Source organism: Actinomyces bouchesdurhonensis (assembly GCF_900128465.1).
Lineage (GTDB): Bacteria > Actinomycetota > Actinomycetes > Actinomycetales > Actinomycetaceae > Pauljensenia > Pauljensenia bouchesdurhonensis.
This window is the reverse complement of sequence record NZ_LT635863.1, coordinates 104,171-121,951: the sequence shown is the minus strand read 5'-3', so window position 1 is coordinate 121,951 and position 17,781 is coordinate 104,171. Positions and strand designations below refer to the sequence as shown.

At 63.5% G+C, this 17,781-nt stretch carries 10 protein-coding genes, 1 tRNA gene and 6 pseudogenes; 10 read left to right on the top strand and 7 right to left on the bottom strand.

The features are described 5' to 3' along the window. A pseudogene (locus BQ7477_RS01670) lies at window positions 1-359 on the bottom strand (diaminopimelate decarboxylase); the annotation flags it as partial. 4 nt (window positions 360-363) lie between these two features. Beyond that, window positions 364-2,105: pseudogene (locus tag BQ7477_RS01665) on the bottom strand (arginine--tRNA ligase). 171 nt (window positions 2,106-2,276) lie between these two features. Here BQ7477_RS01665 and BQ7477_RS01660 point away from each other — a divergent pair. Further along, entirely contained in the window at window positions 2,277-3,536 is a 1,260-nt protein-coding gene (locus tag BQ7477_RS01660; RefSeq protein WP_073982569.1) for an Nramp family divalent metal transporter, read from the top strand. 238 nt (window positions 3,537-3,774) lie between these two features. Here the strand turns inward: BQ7477_RS01660 and BQ7477_RS01655 are convergent, their stop codons facing one another. Continuing rightward, window positions 3,775-4,230: a ribose-5-phosphate isomerase gene (locus BQ7477_RS01655; protein WP_073982568.1), complete on the bottom strand. Its 456-nt coding sequence runs from the start codon at window positions 4,228-4,230 to the stop codon at window positions 3,775-3,777. A gap of 99 nt (window positions 4,231-4,329) precedes the next feature. Between BQ7477_RS01655 and BQ7477_RS01650 the strand changes: the two genes are divergently transcribed. The 8 genes from BQ7477_RS01650 (at window position 4,330) to BQ7477_RS01615 (ending at window position 10,002) form a co-directional block, all read left to right on the top strand. Then, window positions 4,330-4,405: transfer RNA gene (locus tag BQ7477_RS01650), tRNA-Arg, on the top strand. 107 nt (window positions 4,406-4,512) lie between these two features. Next, window positions 4,513-5,931: a sodium:proton antiporter gene (locus BQ7477_RS01645; protein WP_073982567.1), complete on the top strand. Its 1,419-nt coding sequence runs from the start codon at window positions 4,513-4,515 to the stop codon at window positions 5,929-5,931. A gap of 345 nt (window positions 5,932-6,276) precedes the next feature. Further along, the gene (locus BQ7477_RS01640) at window positions 6,277-6,579 is read left to right on the top strand and encodes a hypothetical protein (protein ID WP_129582462.1); all 303 of its coding nucleotides are present in this window, start codon (window positions 6,277-6,279) and stop codon (window positions 6,577-6,579) included. Between the two features lie 41 nt (window positions 6,580-6,620). After that, window positions 6,621-7,709 carry a glycine zipper domain-containing protein gene (locus tag BQ7477_RS01635; RefSeq protein WP_073982586.1) on the top strand — a complete coding sequence of 363 codons (1,089 nt, stop codon included), beginning with the start codon at window positions 6,621-6,623 and terminating at the stop codon, window positions 7,707-7,709. A 433-nt stretch (window positions 7,710-8,142) separates the two neighbouring features. Next, window positions 8,143-8,319 (top strand): hypothetical protein, encoded by a 177-nt coding sequence (locus BQ7477_RS11820; protein WP_159430571.1) that lies wholly within the window; start codon window positions 8,143-8,145, stop codon window positions 8,317-8,319. Window positions 8,320-8,329: 10 nt separating this feature from the next. Next, window positions 8,330-8,752, top strand: a complete 423-nt coding sequence (locus tag BQ7477_RS01625; protein WP_073982564.1) for a hypothetical protein — start codon at window positions 8,330-8,332, stop codon at window positions 8,750-8,752. Window positions 8,753-8,968: 216 nt separating this feature from the next. Then, a complete protein-coding gene (locus BQ7477_RS12210; RefSeq protein ID WP_234968624.1) occupies window positions 8,969-9,241 on the top strand; it encodes a hypothetical protein in 273 nt (90 codons plus the stop codon). Continuing rightward, window positions 9,238-10,002 carry an XRE family transcriptional regulator gene (locus BQ7477_RS01615; RefSeq protein ID WP_073982563.1) on the top strand — a complete coding sequence of 255 codons (765 nt, stop codon included), beginning with the start codon at window positions 9,238-9,240 and terminating at the stop codon, window positions 10,000-10,002. Before BQ7477_RS12210 ends, BQ7477_RS01615 begins: the two co-directional genes overlap by 4 nt. A gap of 125 nt (window positions 10,003-10,127) precedes the next feature. Here BQ7477_RS01615 and BQ7477_RS01610 read toward each other — a convergent pair. The 4 genes and pseudogenes from BQ7477_RS01610 to BQ7477_RS01595 form a co-directional block, all read right to left on the bottom strand. Beyond that, window positions 10,128-10,648 (bottom strand): annotated as a pseudogene (locus tag BQ7477_RS01610) (glycerophosphodiester phosphodiesterase family protein). Continuing rightward, entirely contained in the window at window positions 10,645-11,745 is a 1,101-nt protein-coding gene (locus BQ7477_RS11970) for a M23 family metallopeptidase (RefSeq protein ID WP_234968623.1), read from the bottom strand. The pseudogene BQ7477_RS01610 and the gene BQ7477_RS11970 overlap by 4 nt, the downstream one beginning before the upstream one ends. A 73-nt stretch (window positions 11,746-11,818) precedes the next feature. After that, a pseudogene (locus BQ7477_RS01600) lies at window positions 11,819-12,718 on the bottom strand (hemolysin family protein); the annotation flags it as partial. 4 nt (window positions 12,719-12,722) lie between these two features. Further along, window positions 12,723-13,700: pseudogene (locus tag BQ7477_RS01595) on the bottom strand (hemolysin family protein); the annotation flags it as partial. Window positions 13,701-14,020: 320 nt separating this feature from the next. Between BQ7477_RS01595 and BQ7477_RS01590 the strand changes: the two are divergent. Then, a pseudogene (locus BQ7477_RS01590) lies at window positions 14,021-17,745 on the top strand (multifunctional oxoglutarate decarboxylase/oxoglutarate dehydrogenase thiamine pyrophosphate-binding subunit/dihydrolipoyllysine-residue succinyltransferase subunit). The last annotated feature ends 36 nt before the right edge of the window (window positions 17,746-17,781 follow it).

Sequence of the window (17,781 nt, the reverse complement as noted above, 5' to 3'; positions counted from 1 at the left end):
CCGGCGCGCAGGGCGAGGCTCAGTTCGCCGAGCGAGGCGGTGTCGATACCTAGGCCCTCGGCCGCGACCAGGCGTGCGACGTCGGCGCTCAGGAATGCCTTGCCAGCATAGAAGACGTCGCCGCCGCTCAATCCGTATCCGTCCCAGAACTCCTCGGCCATCGCCGATGCCCACACGCGGGCGCGACCGCGCATAGCCTCGACGTCAAGCACGAAGATGGGGGTGCCGAACTCGGCGGCGATATTCGTCAGGTCGACGCCACCCACGCGCAGCACGCCACCCTCCCGCGCCGCGCTCCACGGCCACAGGTCGGGGCGCTCATCGGGGGTCGGGCACGTCAGGGTAACCGCATCGCTCACCGGGTCACATCCTCTCCGGCGCGCCCACACCGAGCAGGCCGAGGCCGGTGCGCAGCACCTGAGTGACCGCGTCATTGAGCCAGAGGCGCGCGACGTGACCGGACTCGACCGGATCGTCGCCGCGAGGCGTCACACGACACTGGCCGTACCAAGCATGATAGGTCGCGGCCAAGGACTCCAAGTAGCGGGCGATGCGGTGCGGCTCGCGCAGCTCTGTGGCCTGTGCGACCTGGGCGGGGAACTGGGCGAGGGCGGCCAGCAGGGCCTCGTCAGCCTCGGTGTCCAGGACAGCCGGGTCAAAGCCAGCATCGCGGGTAACGCCGTGCGCCGCCGCGTTGCGGGCAACGTTACAAGTGCGCACGTGAGCGTACTGCACGTAGTAGACCGGGTTGTCGTTGGAGTGGCTCGAAAGCAGGTCCAGATCGATGTCAACCTGCGTGTCCATGGAGACACGCACGAGGGCGTAGCGCGCGGCATCCACGCCCACGGCATCAACGAGGTCATCCAGAGTGACAATGGTTCCGGCGCGCTTCGACATACGCACAGGCTCGCCGTCCTTGACCAGGTTGACCAGCTGCCCAATCAGGATCTGCAGATTTTCGCCCGGCTTGTCGCCGAAGGCCGCGCACATGGCCATCATGCGACCAATGTAGCCATGGTGGTCGGCGCCAAGCAGGTAGATGGCCGCATCCGCGCCGCGCTCACGCTTGTTCAGGTAGTAGGCGACATCGCCCGCGAAGTAGGCCGCCTGGCCATCCGACTTGATGAGAACACGGTCTTTGTCGTCGCCGTAGGTCGTCGTGCGCAGCCACACCGCGCCGCCTCCAGGTGGAGTTCTCTCGTATCGTTCAGCGTCACACGGATACGTACGGTGGGGAGATCAATGCGCCCGCGCTGTGGCAGATTTTTGCGGACGAATATCTGCCGACGAATGCCGCGCCCGGCTTGGAGCCGTNAGTCCTCGTGGAAGAACACATCGAAGTCCGCGCGGAAGGAGTGCAGGCGCTCCTTAATCTCCGCGAACATGAGCTCGACACCACGGGAACGGAACACCTCGACGGCTTCGGCCTCAGGCAGCGTCACAGGGTCAGGTTCACCGGCGGCGTTCGCGTCGGCACGGACCTGCTCAGCAATGTCCGCGATGTACTGACCGCCGTAGCCGTCCTCAGGAACCTCACGTCCCGTCGCGCGAGCGTACAAGGATTGGGAGAAACGGTCGATCTGGGAACCATGATCGTTGAAATAGTACTCGCGGGTCACCGCGGCACCGCAGGCTGCCATGAGTCGCGAGAGCGAATCGCCGACAGCTGCCCAGCGGGCGCCACCCAGGTGCACGGGGCCAGTCGGGTTTGCCGACACGTACTCGAGATTGATAGAGCGACCCGCCAAAGTCGCGTTACGACCGTACTGCGCACCGGCCTCGACAATGGTACGAGCAAGCTCACCGGCGGCACCCGCACCCAGACGAATGTTGATGAAGCCAGGACCCGCGACCTCAACGGAATCGATGCCGGCGGCGGCGGCGAGATCGTCAGCGAGGATCTGTGCGAACTCGCGCGGCGCCATACCCGCCTTCTTGCCGAGCTGCATGGCAACATTCGTCGCCCAGTCGCCGTGCTCACGCACGCGCGGGCGCTCGACCGTCACAGGGTCAGGCACCAGAGCGGGGTCAATCGAGATGCGCCCGGCGGCCGCAGCGTCCAGCAGCGTCGAGCGGATAAGGGAGGCAAGTTCTTCAGGAGTCACCCCATTAGCCTACGGGGTTTTGGCTCGTCACCGCGAATGAATGCGCGGCGCGGGGATGAAAACCTGGCCACACGAGAGCCATCACGCGCGTCTTTCGTCCCGCGTCTACACGAAAGTCGAGGGTAAGATTTCGGGTAGCCGAATAATCCTGACTGCGCAGGGAGGAACACCGTGAGCACACCAGCCACCGAGCACCACCACAAGCTTATCCCTCTCCTCGGTCCTGCCTTCGTTGCTGCCGTCGCCTACGTTGATCCCGGCAACGTCGCCGCCAACATCACGGCGGGCGCACGCTACGGGTACCTCCTCGTGTGGGTCCTCCTCGCCTCGAATATCTTCGCGATGGTCGTCCAGTACCTCTCCGCGAAGCTCGGCCTCGTCACCGGCAAGTCCCTGCCCACCCTGCTCGGCGACCGCATGTCCAAACCCGGTCGCATCGCCTTTTGGATCCAAGCAGAGATCGTCGCCGCGGCGACCGACCTGGCCGAGGTCATCGGCGGGGCCCTCGCACTCCACTTACTCTTCGGACTGCCACTCCTGTGGGGCGGCATCATCATCGGCGCCATCTCCATGGCTCTTCTCGTCGTCCAAGGCGAGGGTAAGCAGCGCCAGTTCGAAACAATCATCGTCGCCCTGCTGGTCGTCATCACGCTCGGTTTCCTCGCGGGCCTGTTTGTCGCCCCGCCCAGCGCGTCAGGAGTCCTCGGCGGCCTCCTCCCCCGCTTCCAGGGCACGGACTCGGTACTGGTCGCAGCCTCCATGCTGGGCGCAACCGTCATGCCACACGCCGTCTACCTGCATTCCTCACTGGTCAACGACCACGAAACAGACGACCTGGGACCCTCCACCGCCGACTCGCGTCACTCCTCAGGCCACCTGTCGCGCCTGCTGCGCGCAACCCGCATCGACATCTACTGGGCGCTCAGCATCGCGGGCCTGGTCAACATCGGCCTCCTTCTCCTGGCGGCAGCGGCCCTCGCAGGACAAAAAGGCACTGACACGATCGAGGGTGCGCACGCCGCGATCTCCTCCACTCTCGGCCCCGTCGTAGGCACTGTCTTCGCAGTAGGCCTGCTCGCGTCTGGCCTGGCCTCCACGTCAGTGGGAGCCTACGCAGGCTCCGAGATCATGAACGGCCTGCTCCACGTCCGCGTCCCGATCCTGGTGCGCCGCCTCGTGTCGCTGATTCCCGCTCTCATTATCCTTGGCGCAGGAGCGGAACCCACGTGGGCGCTCGTCGTCTCACAGGTCGCCCTGTCCTTCGGCATCCCCTTTGCGATCATCCCGCTCATACGACTCACAGCATCACGCGACGTCATGGGCGACTATGCAAACAACCGCGTCCTACGCGCGTCAGGCTTCCTGATCGCGGCTGTCATCGTCGCACTCAACCTGTTCCTGGTCTACCTGACGCTCACCGGTCAGGGCTAGGCGCCATGCTCACCCCGCAGTCGCACGTAATTTGGTTCACCTTAGTTATCATAGGCATCCAGAAAACCGTGAAATTCCGCCACTTAGATTTCAAAATCTGAAACACGCACTGGGGAATTACGTGCGAGATTGTGGAGGAACCACGAGGCCGAGGCCGATCGCAGCCAGAGAACGAGGCCGGGGCCGAGTTCGCGGGTCGGGCCGACGGACCACCGGCCCCGTCTCGCGAAAAGATCACTCAGGCGCGCACGGAACGCTCGTAAGCGGCCATCAGGTCGATGCGACGCTGGTGGCGCTCATCCCCGCTGAAGGGAGTCTCGAGGAAAGTAACGATGAGAGCCAAAACCTCTTCCTCGCTGTGCTGACGAGCACCGACCGCCATCATGTTTGCGTCGTTATGCTCACGAGCTAGACGAGCGGTAGCATCCGACCACACGAGGGCGGCACGCACACCTTCCACACAATTCGCAGCCATCTGTTCGCCGTTACCCGATCCGCCAATAACGACGCCGAGGCTACCGGGTTCATCCACAACGGCCTGCGCTGCCTCAATGCAGAACGGCGGGTAGTCGTCGAGGGCGTCGTACACGTGTGCGCCGTGGTCGACGACGTCATAGCCTTTCTCACGCAGATCAGCGACGATCTTTTCCTTGAGCTCAAAACCGGCGTGATCAGTGGCAATATGGACGCGCATGGAATCCTCCTGAGGGGTTCTCGAACAAGGAACGCCCACTAGTATGGCACACCTCACCGTCACGCGCGGGCGTTTGAAGCCTGCTAAACTGGCGGGGCTGCCCCGATAGCTCAGCGGATAGAGCGCTTGCCTCCGGTGCAAGAGGTCGCAGGTTCGAGTCCTGTTCGGGGCGCCACGCGTACCCAGGCCAGCACGCCACCGCCCGCTGACACCTCCCAGCGCCGCGCCCCGCCACNCCACCTAAAATAAAGAGCGTCTCTATTGTCTACCAAGGAATGGCCAATGACCTACCCGTGGTGGAGTCTGCTCCCCTTCGTTGCGATGCTTGCCTGCATCGCCCTGCTGCCCATCATCCCGAAGACCTCGCACTGGTGGGAAAAGGAAACCTCTCAGCTGTCCGTCGCGCTCGCTCTCGGCGTGCCGACGACAATCTGGCTGTTCATGAAGGCCGGCAACGGCCCCCTCATTTCCACGGGCGTGGAGTACGTCCAGTTCATTGCGCTGCTCTTCGCGCTGTTCGTGGTCTCCGGCGGCATTCACCTGGCCGGCGACATTCAGGCGACCCCGCGCAATAACACGATCTTCCTGGCGATCGGCGGCCTGCTGGCCTCGTTTATCGGGACGACCGGCGCGGCTATGCTGCTGATCCGCCCACTCCTGGAGACGAACAAGGAACGTCAGCACCGCGTGCACACGGTCCTGTTCACGATCTTCATCGTCGCGAACTGTGGCGGCATACTGACTCCGCTCGGCGACCCGCCGCTCTTCCTCGGCTACCTGCACGGTGTTCCTTTCACGTGGACGCTCACACTGTGGAAGGAGTGGCTGTTCACCCTGGGGCTGCTGCTCCTCACCTACTACTCGATCGACCGCGTACGTTACGCGTCCGAGGACACGGCCTCCATCGAGTCCGACGACCGTGACGTGCAGCCCCTGCGCCTGCACGGAAAGATCAACCTGTTGTTCTTCGCGATCATCATCCTCTCCGTCGCTTTCGCCCCTTCCTGGGATGGCGAGGCGCTGGCCGAGGGTCACTTCGACTCGTGGGTCGACCTGGTGCCCTGGCGCGAGGTCATCATGTTCACGGTCGCGGGCCTGTCCTACAAGCTCTCGGACAAGAAGGTGCGCTTCGAGGAGAACGCGTTCACGTGGGGCCCGATCATGGAGGTTGCGACCCTATTCATTGGCATCTTCTCGACGATGGCGCCGGCGCTGCGCTACTTGGAGCAGATTGCCTCGGATCTGCCGCTGACACGCATGACGTATTTCGTCTTCACGGGCGGCCTGTCGTCCGTCCTGGATAACGCTCCGACGTACATGACGTTCTTCGAGATGGCGAAGGCTTCCGGCGGCGAGGGCACTCTGATTGCTGGTGTGCCCGAGTACTACCTGATTCCAATTTCGCTGGGCGCCGTGTTCTGTGGCGCGATCACGTACATCGGCAACGGCCCGAACTTCATGGTCAAGTCGGTCGCCGAGTCCGACGGCGTGCCCATGCCGTCGTTTGGCCGGTACATCGGCTACGCGTTCACGCTGCTGGTGCCGGTCCTGGCCGCCATGGCGATGATCTTCGTGGACGAGTCCTGGCTCGTTCGGGGCTTGGGCATCGCCCTGGCAGCCGGCCTGGCGTTCCTCTCGCTGGTGCGTATCCGTCGCGCGGGCCTGGACGAGGCCGTGGCTGACTTCAGCGGCAGGGCGTAATCGAGCGGGCGGTCCTGACGGATGCGTCGAGGGGGCGGGGCCATGCGGCCCCGCCCCCTCAACGCATGTGCCGCTCGCCCCGCCGAGGTCCCTCGGCTGTCGTTGCTATCTGTTCGCATTGTCATCTGTTGTCGTCGCCGCTGGGGTCGTCCTCTGGTGGTCCGGGCGACGCATGACTGCCCTGTACAGCTCGTGTTGAAACCACAGGCACACGCAATCAGATCGGCGGCAGAACCATGCGACGAGGGGGTAGCGGGTGTTGCCGCCACCCCTAGAATCCGTTCTTGACAGGTTCTCGCGGGGGGCTAGCCTGACCACTACTGACCACAATGTAAGGGGAGATAGTTGTCAGGTGGAATCAAATGGAACGCGGACGATGTGTCGCGTGCCGTCAACATCTTGGAGTACTCATGCGAGGACGTCTGCTCCTATACTCTCGAGGCCCCGAGTGGCGCCGGGAGCAACGAAGCCGATCTTACGGCTCAGGTTGAGAGGATCAATAAGGTGATCTGGAAGGCAGCCTTTTGTTCGTCAGCTGTCGCTCACGGTCTGACGGCAGCCTCCGAGGCCTTTGCCAGCACCGACGATCAGGAAGCCATAAACTTTCAGGCAATGCAAGAATATCTGCGCAACAGGGGGGCACGATGAGCGCCAGCGACCCTGCAGAACAGCACGGCACCTCATTTTCCATGCCATTTCCCATCAACGTTGACGCTCTCTTCGCCTTCGAAGCACAGTGCGAGCAAAGCGCGGGAGCATTAAATCACGCAGACGGTGATGCGGCCCAGGCTTCATCCATCGTGGCTCAGCAGGAGGCACTTCTTGTCGAGGAATGCAGAAACGATCTGAGGATCACATCAGAAGTCTGTGAGGAGGTTTCTGATGATCTGTCCACGCTCAAGAACGCGGTGTCAGAGCTCGCTTGGTCGATGCAAACGGTGCGCGACAAGTACCAGGGAATCGCGCAGACAGCGCAAGCTTACGGCCTGCATGTCCACGGTGACGCTGTGACCCTATTCGAAGACGCAACCGAGGACCTTGTTAGGATTTTCAATGATCTGAAAGCACAAGCGCTGGTCCAGCGGCAAAACTATGAACGCGCGGAATACGTGTTCTCGCTCGCATTAGACGGCTTACAAGTGGATCTCTATGAGCGATGGATTGAACCCGTGTTCAACGCATTCAAAGAACAGTTTGTTCTGGATGAGAAACACCCGGTAGCGAAGGCACTCCCCTATGCTGTGGGGCTGTTGGACATGGGCGGGCATATGACCGTTGGGGGTTCGATGGTGAATTTCAATCGGCTGTATGAAGCTCCCGAGGGTTTCTTCGCCAAAGGGGACCTGTCGAAGTGGGCCTTCCGGCCGATCGGGAGACACGGGCTGGAACCAGTGGCAACACGAAAAGTATTGCCGGTCGCCACAAAAATTGGGAAGGTCGCCGGCGTAGTGGGGGCGGTCGTCGACGGTGGAATCACCGCCTACGACACGTACCAAACCGATACCGAGCAGCACCCCGAATGGAGCGAGGGCCACAAGGTCGCGCGAGCGGGCGTGAAGGGGACCTTCACAGGTCTTGGCACGTGGGGAGGAGCGGCACTAGGAGCCAAAGGCGGTGCCGCCATCGGTGCGGCAGTCTCGGGGCCTTTCGCACCCGTTGGTGCAGTCGTTGGCGGCATTGTCGGCGGGGTCGTCGGCGGCTTGATTGGGCACTACGCCGGAGAGAAGGTCGGAGATGGGGCCAACTCAGTCATCGATAGCCATATGGACAACGGATAAGGTTTCAGATTATGACACATGATCGCATAATGCCCGTAGCGACATTTCTATTTGGTATCTTCTGTATGACAATGTGGTACCTTGAAATGTTCTCGGACAGTCGCCTTGGCCACATATTGAGAACCATGACAAAATCCAGTCTCCACAGCAGAAACTGGTCGGCAATCTGCACCCCTGCGTTCTCTTTGATGTTCATTGATGTTGGAGTCATGAGCACCGCTGAGGTGAACATCATTCCACGCAGCCTTTATTTCCCTTGCGTTTATGTATCTTTATTCCTTGTCCTAGTGATTCTCATTGGGCTCCTACCTATCAGGTTTCCCCGGTGTGTCTACGCCGATTGGCAGTACGCCAAGCGGCACGGGCTCCTGGATGAGAACGGAAACATTGACCAGGAGGCATACGAGAAACACACAAAAGGCAAGGAATTCTGGTGAACGAACGCGGGGCTGTATCCGCTATCTCAGGGCCTTTCGCACCCATTGGTGCCGTCGTTGGTGGCCTGGTCGGCGGCGTCATCGGCGGAGCGATCGGGCACTATGCTGGTGAATCTGCTGGTGATTGGATCAATGATAAGGGTGTAGACCGTGTTGCAGCGTCGATGGAATGAGGGATGACTTATGAAGGATAATTTGCTTGGCTGTCTATGCGCTCTGATTCTTGGCGTTCTTGGCGTGGGCATATGGTACGCCGAAATGTTCACGGACTCCAAGGCCGCGAACCTATGGCGTCGTATGAACGGACAAGGTCGCATCAGCAAGAACTGGGCAGCTATCGGTTCTCCGGCTCTATCATCTATTTGTTTCATCTATCTATTTTCTGTTCTCATTGAGAAGCAAGCACCCGGCTGGCTAATATTTGGGCTTGCATGCCTCATGATGCTCCTCGGCCTCGTCATTCTCATCGGCCTTCTACCGATCAAATTTCCCCGGTGTGTCTACGCCGATTGGCAGTACGCCAAGCGGCACGGGCTCCTGGATGAGAACGGAAACATCGATCGGGAGGCTTACGAGAACCATGCGGGCAGGAAGGAATTCTGGTGAACGAACAGGTAACAATGACCCTTTCCTCGGGATGGAGATTCCTGACCCCGGAGGAATACTCACAGCTCGGCCCCCCTAGCAGATGATCCCAGCGTCCGCCTCGTCGCCGTCGCTTCGACAAAAGATGAGGGAAATGTTCCGACCTTCGTAGTCACCGGCGGAGCACTCAGCACCGACGCGAGCGACGACGACGTCTACGCGGACACCATCAGGCAGGTGAAGAATGCGCTGCCCGGATTCCACCTCATTGACGACTTCACCTGGCCGGTCACGCCTCAAGGCGCGCGCTGGCGCACTGGCGTCTACATTCTCGATAATGTGTCACTGACGCTCACTCAACTCACGTGGATGACACGCACAGCTCCGGTGGGGCACCCCTCGTCGCGGCGCTTCCTGTGGACCGCGACGTGTACGTGCCCCAGCATTCTCTTCCCGACGGTCATCGACGATTTCATCACGATGACTCAAACCCTGGAGGTAGCACCGTGAGCGACCATCCCGCTGAAGACCAGTCTGTTGATCAGCTCGTCGTGACCGTCGAGCAGGCAGACGCTCTGTTCGATATGATCGCCGGCGACGATAAGGTCGGCACCCTCTCAAGCGCTGCACTCTCCAGCGGACTGGTGTCGCTCGGACTAGTCGGCGCCAACGGCCTGGCCGGTGACGCGGCACGAATCCTAGAACCGGTGCGGGCAGCCCACTCCCGAATCATTATCCGCGTCCTGTCCCCTTCCATCTCGGGCATCGTGCGCGACTGGAGGATCTGGCCCACAGCACCTCGCTCCGTCGTTATGCGTTCCGACGTGGACGGCGTGCACTTCAGTCAGGTTGATGACTGCGAAGTCCCCCACATCGCAGCCCTCGCCTCCCTGCTGCACGCCGGACCTACCATCCACGACGGGCCTCCTTACATTCCCGCGGACTTCGTCGCTGCGATTCGTTCCCTGGATGCGCAAGGCGCTCAAGATGTGCTCAACGATCTCGTGACATATGGCCCCGCGGAGTCACACTTCGCCCAGGACTGCGTCTCGGGGCGCTGGAGCGTCGTGACCTGCGTGCGCGAAGAGATACGTCGTGGACGGTGGCGGACGGGGCCACACTACGAGTGTTTCGTGACCGACCACATGCACGCGCACATCCACGCGCCGCTTGAGGAGAAAGCCCTCGCCCGGCTGTCAGCCGATCCAACACTGGACGCGCCGCCTCGCGCTGCGATCTGGGCGATGATGATGGGGCTACTGGGCGGGTAGTTCACCTTCCCCAGGCAACGTACCCGCGTGACGAAGAGTCAACAGCACTAGCCTTACCCCGGTAGGCGGCGTGTGTTGGCGGGCGCACACCCGCAGGTGCGCGCCCGCCCATTCAAGCAATAGCCTCAGTCTCTGGGCCCCGAGACAGCGCCGGGCGCCGGAGGCGGGGTCCACAGGCCGCGCGCGTCCAGGAAGTCCCGCAGGAATGCGGGGCGATCGGTGACGATGCCGTCCACGCCGACCTCGAGGAGGCGCAGCACGTCGGCCACCGTGTTGATGGTCCACACGTGCACCGCCAAGCCGAGGGTGTGGGCGGTGGCCACAAAGCGTTCATCCACGACGCGGACGGGACCCTGACGCATCGGCACCTGCGCGGCAATGGCGCCCTGGCGTGGGCCGGGCACGTGNACAGCTCCCGCCACGTCATCTGCGCAATCACGCCGGTCCCGTCGTAGCAGCGGTCCACGGTCTCATCGTGGCAGATGACGACCCGCCCGTCAGCGGTCACGTGCGCGTCGGTTTCAATGTGACGCACCCCGGCCTCGTATGCGTGAGAAAACGCGGTCATCGTGTTCTCGGGAGCCTCCTGGCCGCCACCCCGATGGGCGAAAACGATGGGTCCCTGACGCATAGTCACGGGCATCATGAGCAAGACTCCTGTCCGAGATAGACGGCTTTGTGCGCCGTCATCCACGCCTCCGGGTCCACGGGAGTGTCAGAGGAATCATGGATTTCAAAGTGCAGGTGCGGGCCGGTGGACCAGCCATTGGAGCCGACCGCACCAATGACCTGCCCAGCTGTGACAGTGTCACCGACCTTCACCTTAATTTTGTTCATGTACTGGTGCAGGTAGGCCGAATGGAAAACCGTGCCGTCCGCCAGCGTGTGCTTGATCTGCACGTAGGCGCCCGAACGCGAATTCTCTGCGACCTCCTCGACGACCCCGCCGTACACGGACGTGATCGGCGTGTCCAGGGGGGCAGCCATGTCGATGCCCTCGTGCGCGAGCAGTTGCCCGGAGACAGGCGAAATACGCATCGTGAAAGGCGACGTGATCGTGTAGGTCCCCTCGGCCAGCGGCCAGTAGATCGTGTCGGCCACGACCCTCACACTACGGTTACCGTCCGCGCCGGTGCCGACCGCGCAACCGGTGATGGACACGGGCGCCTTAGTCTTGGCGCGCGAATTCGCGGTCAACGTACCGTCCAGCGCGGTGGCCTGAGGCAGAATCTGGGAGGAGGCCCAACTGCCGCCGCCCACGGACGCGCCGAAGGCGCGCGCGGGAACAGTCAGGGAGGAGTCCGATCCGACGCGACCAGTCATCGGCACGGCGATGGTCGAACCCGCCAGGCCGAGGACGAGGAGGGCACGCAGCACGTAGCCGACCGGGTGAACATACCGTCGTTGCGTCTCCTCCGACGAGGCCGACCCACCGTCAGCGTTAAGGGTGCCTTCCCTGGGAATTGATGTGTCGAGAGGCGGGGTACCGGTGACGGTTTGTGCGCCACCAAGCGGGACGAACGGCGTCCCTTGCACGGGGGTGGGCGCATCGGCCTCGGCAACAGGGCCGTTACGATCGGGTCCTACACTCAGCGAAACGGGTGCGGTGGGACGAACAGGCGGCGGCGGAGGGGGCTGCACACCGCGGGGCTTGTCCCCGGTAATAGGGGTTCCCTCGCCGCCCTGGGAGCGCGCGGCGCGCAGCTGCGACCGCTTGGGCAGCGGGCACTCGTTCTCGCTCACGCTTTCTCCCCTTTCGCTTTCTGATCGTCCCACTCTAGCAACGCCCTCGTAGGCTGTGCCAGCCGCTGCCTCGTCAGGGCCGCTGGAGGGCGTCGCGAACTTCGCCGACGAGCAGCTCGAGGATGTCCTCCAGGAAGAGGATACCGACGACTACCCCCTCGTCGCGCACGAGCGCGCAGTGAACACCCGTGCGCTGCATGTGACGCAGCGCATCCTCGACCTGGTCGGAGGAGGAAACAGCCTCGAGGCGGCGGATACGCCACGGGGTGATGGGCTGGTCGCGTTCGCCCCCGGTCGCGTACAGAACATCCTTTAAATGAACGTAGCCGACGATGGAACCGTCGTCGCCTGCAATGGGGAAACGCGAAAAACCGGTGTGAGCTACGTGTTCCTCCACGTCGGCGGGCGTGACGTCTTCTGGCAGGACGACGAGGTCGTCGAGGGGCACCATCGCCGATCCCGCGGTCTCCTCGGAGAACTCGAGGGTACCACTGAGCAGCCCGAGCTCGTCGGTCAGGACGCCCTCGGCTTGGGAAGCCACGACGATGGATGCCACTTCCTCAACCGTGTAGGTGGCGGAGATTTCCGAGCGCGGCTCGTAGCCGGCCCGGCGTACGAACCAGTTCGCGAAGTGGTCCATGGCCTCGATGATGGGGCGCAGGACATGGCCCAGGCGCACGAGGACGGGGGCCAAAATCAGCAGCATGCGCACGGGAGCGGCGATCGAGATGTTCTTGGGGACCATCTCGCCGAAGACGACGTGGCAGAAGAGAACGATGACGAGGGCCGCCGCGAATCCGACGACGTGGCTGGTCGCCTCGGGGGCACCCAGGCGCTCAAGCGGAGACTCGACCAGATGCGCGATCGCGGGCTCGGCGACGACGCCCAGCGTCGTGGACGCGACCGTCACGCCCAGCTGGCAGATCGCCAGCATGAGCGAGACGTGGCGCAGGGCGAAGAGGGCGGCGCTGGCTNCCGGACACGCCACCGTACTCGTCGACGACGACGGCCATCTGCAGGCCCTCGTCGCGCAGCTGGACCATGAGGGGGCCGATCGGCGCGGTCTCGGGAACCGAAGGCGCGTCGGTCATGAGCGACGAAGAGACGACGGGGACTTCGGCTCGACGATCGGCGGGAACACCGACAGCGCGCCGCAGCGAAACCAGGCCGAGGATGTCGTCAGAGTCGTCGCCGATCACCGGGAATCGGGAGTGCCCGGTTTCACGGGCCAGGTCGAGCACGTCCTGGGCGCTGTCGCCCTCGCTCAGGGTGTGCAGGCGGCCCCGGTCGGTCATGACGTCGGCGGCACTGAGCGTGTTCATACGGATCGTGTTCGTGAACAGGTCCGCCGTGGAGGTGTCGAATGTGCCTTCTTCGGCTGAGTGCTCCACGAGGGCGGCCAACTCGGAGGCGGAGCGCGCCGACGAAATCTCCTCCTGCGGCTCGATCCCCATGCGGGCGAGCACCCAGTTCGCGGTCCCGCCCAGCACCCAGATGATGGGTCGAGCGATGATGGTGAAGACCATCTGGAAAGGAACGACGCGCGCGGCCGTGGACATCGGGTGAGCAAGAGCGAGGTTCTTAGGGACAAGCTCACCGAAGAGCATCGAGAAGACGTTGATGAACACGGCGGCCACGAATGCCGCGATGCCGGTCGCCAAGCCCCACGCGAGCCCCGCCCACCCCAACAGGTCCTCCAGCAGCTGCGCGAGCGCGCTCTGCGTCGTGTAGCCGAGCAGGATGGTGGTCAGGGTGATGCCCACCTGGGCGCCCGACAGCTGGGTGGACAGGGTGCGGGTGGCGCGCAGGACCGAAGCGGCACTGCGGTCCCCCTCCTCCGCCTTCTTCTCGAGGACCGCCTGGTCGACCGCGACCAGCGAGAACTCGGCGGAGACGAAAACGAAGGTGCCGGCGGTGAGAACGATGCCGAGCAGGAGCATGAGCGCGGTCGTCATCGCGTGGCCCCCTCAACGAGGCAGGGGCAGACCCGGCGCACGCGCTGGGGCAACGGGAGAAAAAGAGCAGCAAAAGAGCCGACAGTGTCGCATTCCATGATGATTCCAGTCTAGCGGTCTGCGACCCGCATCCCCGTCTACGTGTCCACGCACACGCCGCGGTGTGCCAATACTCTCCCTATGACGGACCAAAGGCCCTTGAAGTACACGCCAAAGTTGTACCAGGTTTCGTGAAGACGGTCACGCGGCGGTAGAATCGCTCCGGTATGGTCGCCGCGACATAAGCCCATGCGTGCGGCGTGAGTCAAACGGAGGAAGACGTGCCCACCCACACAGTTTCCCAACCCGACCCGCAGTGGTACCTCGCAAAGATGCGGGATTTGTACAACCGCGATCCACAGCTGCTCGACCCCTCGTGGCGCGCCTACTTCGCGACAGAGTCCGCGCCCCCGCAGCTACGCGCCAAACGCCCCGCCATCCCCGAGAGTGAACCTGACACGCTCGCACACGCCACGACCTCGTCCCCACCGATTTCAACACCGGATACCACCCCCGAGGGACCAGACTCATCGAACCCAGCACCCCTGCGCGTCACTCCACCGGCGCTTGACCTTGACAGCGAAGAAGAGGACGCGCACGCCCCCCACGACGACGCGCCCGTCGTGTCCGTCACGCGTTCGGACCTGCCGCCNTCCCAACGGCCACCTCCCAGCGCCAGATTCCCGCCAAACTCCTCATCGAAAACCGGGCCCTCATCAACGCCCACCTGGCACGCACCGTCGGCGGCAAAATCTCTTTCACCCACCTCATCGGCTACGCGCTCGTCGAAGCCCTGTGCGAGATGCCCGACCTCAACGTGCGCTACACCCTCGAGGGCGGCAAGCCCGCCGTCGAACAGCTCGCGCACATCGGATTCGGTCTGGCCATCGACGTGGCCGACACGCAGGGCAACCACTCCCTGAAGGTCCCCGTCATCCACGACGCCGACACCCTCACATTCTCCGAGTTCGTCGCCGCCTACCAAGACCTGGTCTCCCGCGCACGCGCCGCAACCCTGACAACCACCGACTTCCAGGGCGCCTCCGTCACCCTCACCAACCCAGGGACACTGGGCACCACAACCTCCGTGCCGCGCCTCATGGTCGGACAAGGCATCATTATCGGCGTCGGCGCCACCGACTACCCGGCTGAATTCCGAGGCGTGTCCCCCAAGCGCCTGGCATCCCTCGGCATCGGCAAAACAACGTACTTCTCCTCCACCTACGACCACCGCATCATCCAAGGCGCGGCGTCGGGCCGCCTCCTGGGCCTAGTCGACGCGAAGCTGTCGGGCCGCGACGGCTTCTACGAACGCGTCTTCACGTCCCTGCACGTACCCACGCGCCCCTACTCATGGGAAGCGGACTACGAATACGACCCCGACCGCGAAAAGGGCAAGCCCGCGCGCATCGCGGAAATCATCCACGCCTACCGCTCGCGCGGCCACCTCGCCGCCGACACGGACCCCCTGGCCTACCGCGTACGACGCCACCCCGACCTCGACATCGCGTCCTACGGCCTGAGCGTGTGGGACCTGGATCGTCCCTTCCCCACCGGCGGCTTCGGCGGGGCCGCCCAGATGCTGCTGCGCGACATCCTCACCCGCCTGCACGACACCTACACGCGCACCGTCGGCATCGAATACATGCACATCCAGGATCCTGAACAGCGCGCCTGGGTCCAAAAACGCATCGAAGGTCCCTACGAGGCCCCCTCCCCCGAGGCTCAACGCCACATCCTGGGCACTCTTATCCGCGCCGAGGCGTTCGAGGAGTTCCTACAAACCAAGTTCATGGGCCAAAAGCGTTTCTCACTCGAGGGCGGCGAGTCCCTGATCCCCCTCCTTGACCATATCCTCGCCGACTCAGCGCGCGCCGGAATCCACGAGGTCGCCATCGGCATGGCTCACCGCGGCCGCCTCAACGTGCTCGCCAACATCGCCGGCAAGTCCTACGCCCAGATTTTTGACGAGTTCGAGGGCAACTACATGCCCAACTCCGTCCAGGGTTCCGGCGACGTCAAGTACCACCTGGGCACGTGGGGCGTGTACTCACTCGATGACGGCCTGGCCACAAAGGTCTACATGGGCGCTAACCCCTCGCACCTGGAAGCAGCCGACGGTGTCCTGGAAGGCATCGTGCGCGCCAAGCAGGAGGCCCTCGGTGACCCCGACCTGCCGATCATCCCGATCCTCGTCCACGGTGACGCAGCCTTCGTTGGCCAAGGCGTCGTCCAAGAGACCCTCAACCTCTCCCAACTGGAAGGATACAAGACCGGCGGAACGATTCACATCATCGTCAACAACCAGATCGGGTTCACGACCGGACCCACGCAGGGCCGCTCAACCGGGTACGCGACCGACCTGGCCAAGGGCCTGCAGATCCCGATCCTGCACGTGAACGCGGACGACCCCGAGGCCGTCATCCGCTGCGCACACCTGGCGTTCGAATACCGCAACACCTTCCACAAGGACGTCATCATCGACATGGTGTGCTACCGCAGGCGCGGACACAACGAAGGCGACGACCCGTCGATGACACAGCCCGTCATGTACTCACTCATCGACCGTATCCCCTCCACGCGAGCCGTGTACATCCGCGGCCTGGTCGGTCGCGGGCAGCTCACCGAAGACGAAGCCCGTCAGTCCATCACACAATACGAAGCAGAGCTGGGGCGGATCCTCGACGAGACGCGCGCAAGTGGAGCCTCCTCAGTGTCCGAGACCAATCCGGGTAGCCGCACGCGTGACCCCGCGCTGACCGCCGGCGTGGGCAACGCGGGTGAATCCCCCGACGAAGAATGGACCATGCCCGAGTCCCAACTGCCCGGTACCGGCATGATGATCGGCTGGACGTCCGCTGTGCCTGCCACGCAGTTGCGCCGCATCGGTCGGGCGCACACGCGTTTCCCCGACGACTTTAACCCACACCCGAAGCTGCGCCAGCTGTGCGAACGACGACTGCAGATGGCGCTGGGCAACAAGCCGATCGACTGGGGGTTCGCGGAACTCCTCGCCTTCGGGACGCTCCTCATGGAGGGAACCGGCGTGCGCCTGTCCGGCGAGGACGTGGCACGCGCGACTTTCGTCCAGCGTCACGCCGTCTTGCACGACGGCGACGACGGACGCGAGTTCACGCCGCTGCGTTTCCTCACCGAGGGCCAGGCACGCTTTGACGTATGGAACTCGCCGCTGAGCGAGTATGGTGTGCTGGCCTTCGACTACGGCTACTCGCTGGAGAGTCCCGAAACACTCACCATCTGGGAAGCACAGTTCGGCGACTTCGCGAACGGCGCGCAGACAGTCATCGACGAGTTCGTGTGCTCGGCCGAACAAAAGTGGGGCCAGCGCTCCTCGCTGGTCATGCTGCTCCCCCACGGCTACGAGGGGCAGGGTCCCGACCATTCGAGCGCGCGCATCGAACGCTACCTGCAGCTGGCAGCGCAGGACAACATGTGGATCGTCCAGCCCTCCACACCGGCGAACTACTTCCACATGCTGCGCACCCAAGCCTACAAGCGACCGCGCAAGCCGCTCATCGCCTTCACACCCAAGCAACTCCTGCGCCTGTCGGCGGCGGCCTCGTCGATCGACGAGTTTACCTCCGGCGTTTTCCAGCCCGTCATCGGCGATGCCGCACACCTCGATGCCGCGTCCGTGACGCGTGTCTTGCTGTGCTCGGGTCGCCTCTACTACGACCTGGCCAAGGAACGTGAGCACCGAGGCGACACGTCGACGGCGATCATCCGTGTGGAGCAGCTCTACCCGCTGCCCGAGGCCGAGGTGGCAGCCGCGCTCGCCCAGTACCCGAACGCGACCGTGACATGGGTGCAGGACGAGCCTCGCAACCAGGGCGCGTGGCCGCACCTCGCACTCAACCTGTTCCCGTCGCTCGCACGCCCCGTCCGACTCGTCTCGCGACCCGAGTCCGCAACGACGGCAGCTGGACGCGCATCGCTTCATAAGGAACAGGCGGCTACCCTTATTGCGCAGGCCTTCGAAGGCTAGCGAGCTTCCTGCGCGCGCCCCGATCCGGGCGCGCGC

Bases quoted from the DNA above. Each gene is read 5' to 3' on its own strand.
- BQ7477_RS01655 (WP_073982568.1), bottom strand. From the start codon at position 4,230: ATGCGCGTCCATATTGCCACTGATCACGCCGGTTTTGAGCTCAAGGAA.
- BQ7477_RS01645 (WP_073982567.1), top strand. From the start codon at position 4,513: ATGACCTACCCGTGGTGGAGTCTGCTCCCCTTCGTTGCGATGCTTGCC.
- BQ7477_RS01635 (WP_073982586.1), top strand. From the start codon at position 6,621: ATGCCATTTCCCATCAACGTTGACGCTCTCTTCGCCTTCGAAGCACAG.
- BQ7477_RS01625 (WP_073982564.1), top strand. From the start codon at position 8,330: ATGAAGGATAATTTGCTTGGCTGTCTATGCGCTCTGATTCTTGGCGTT.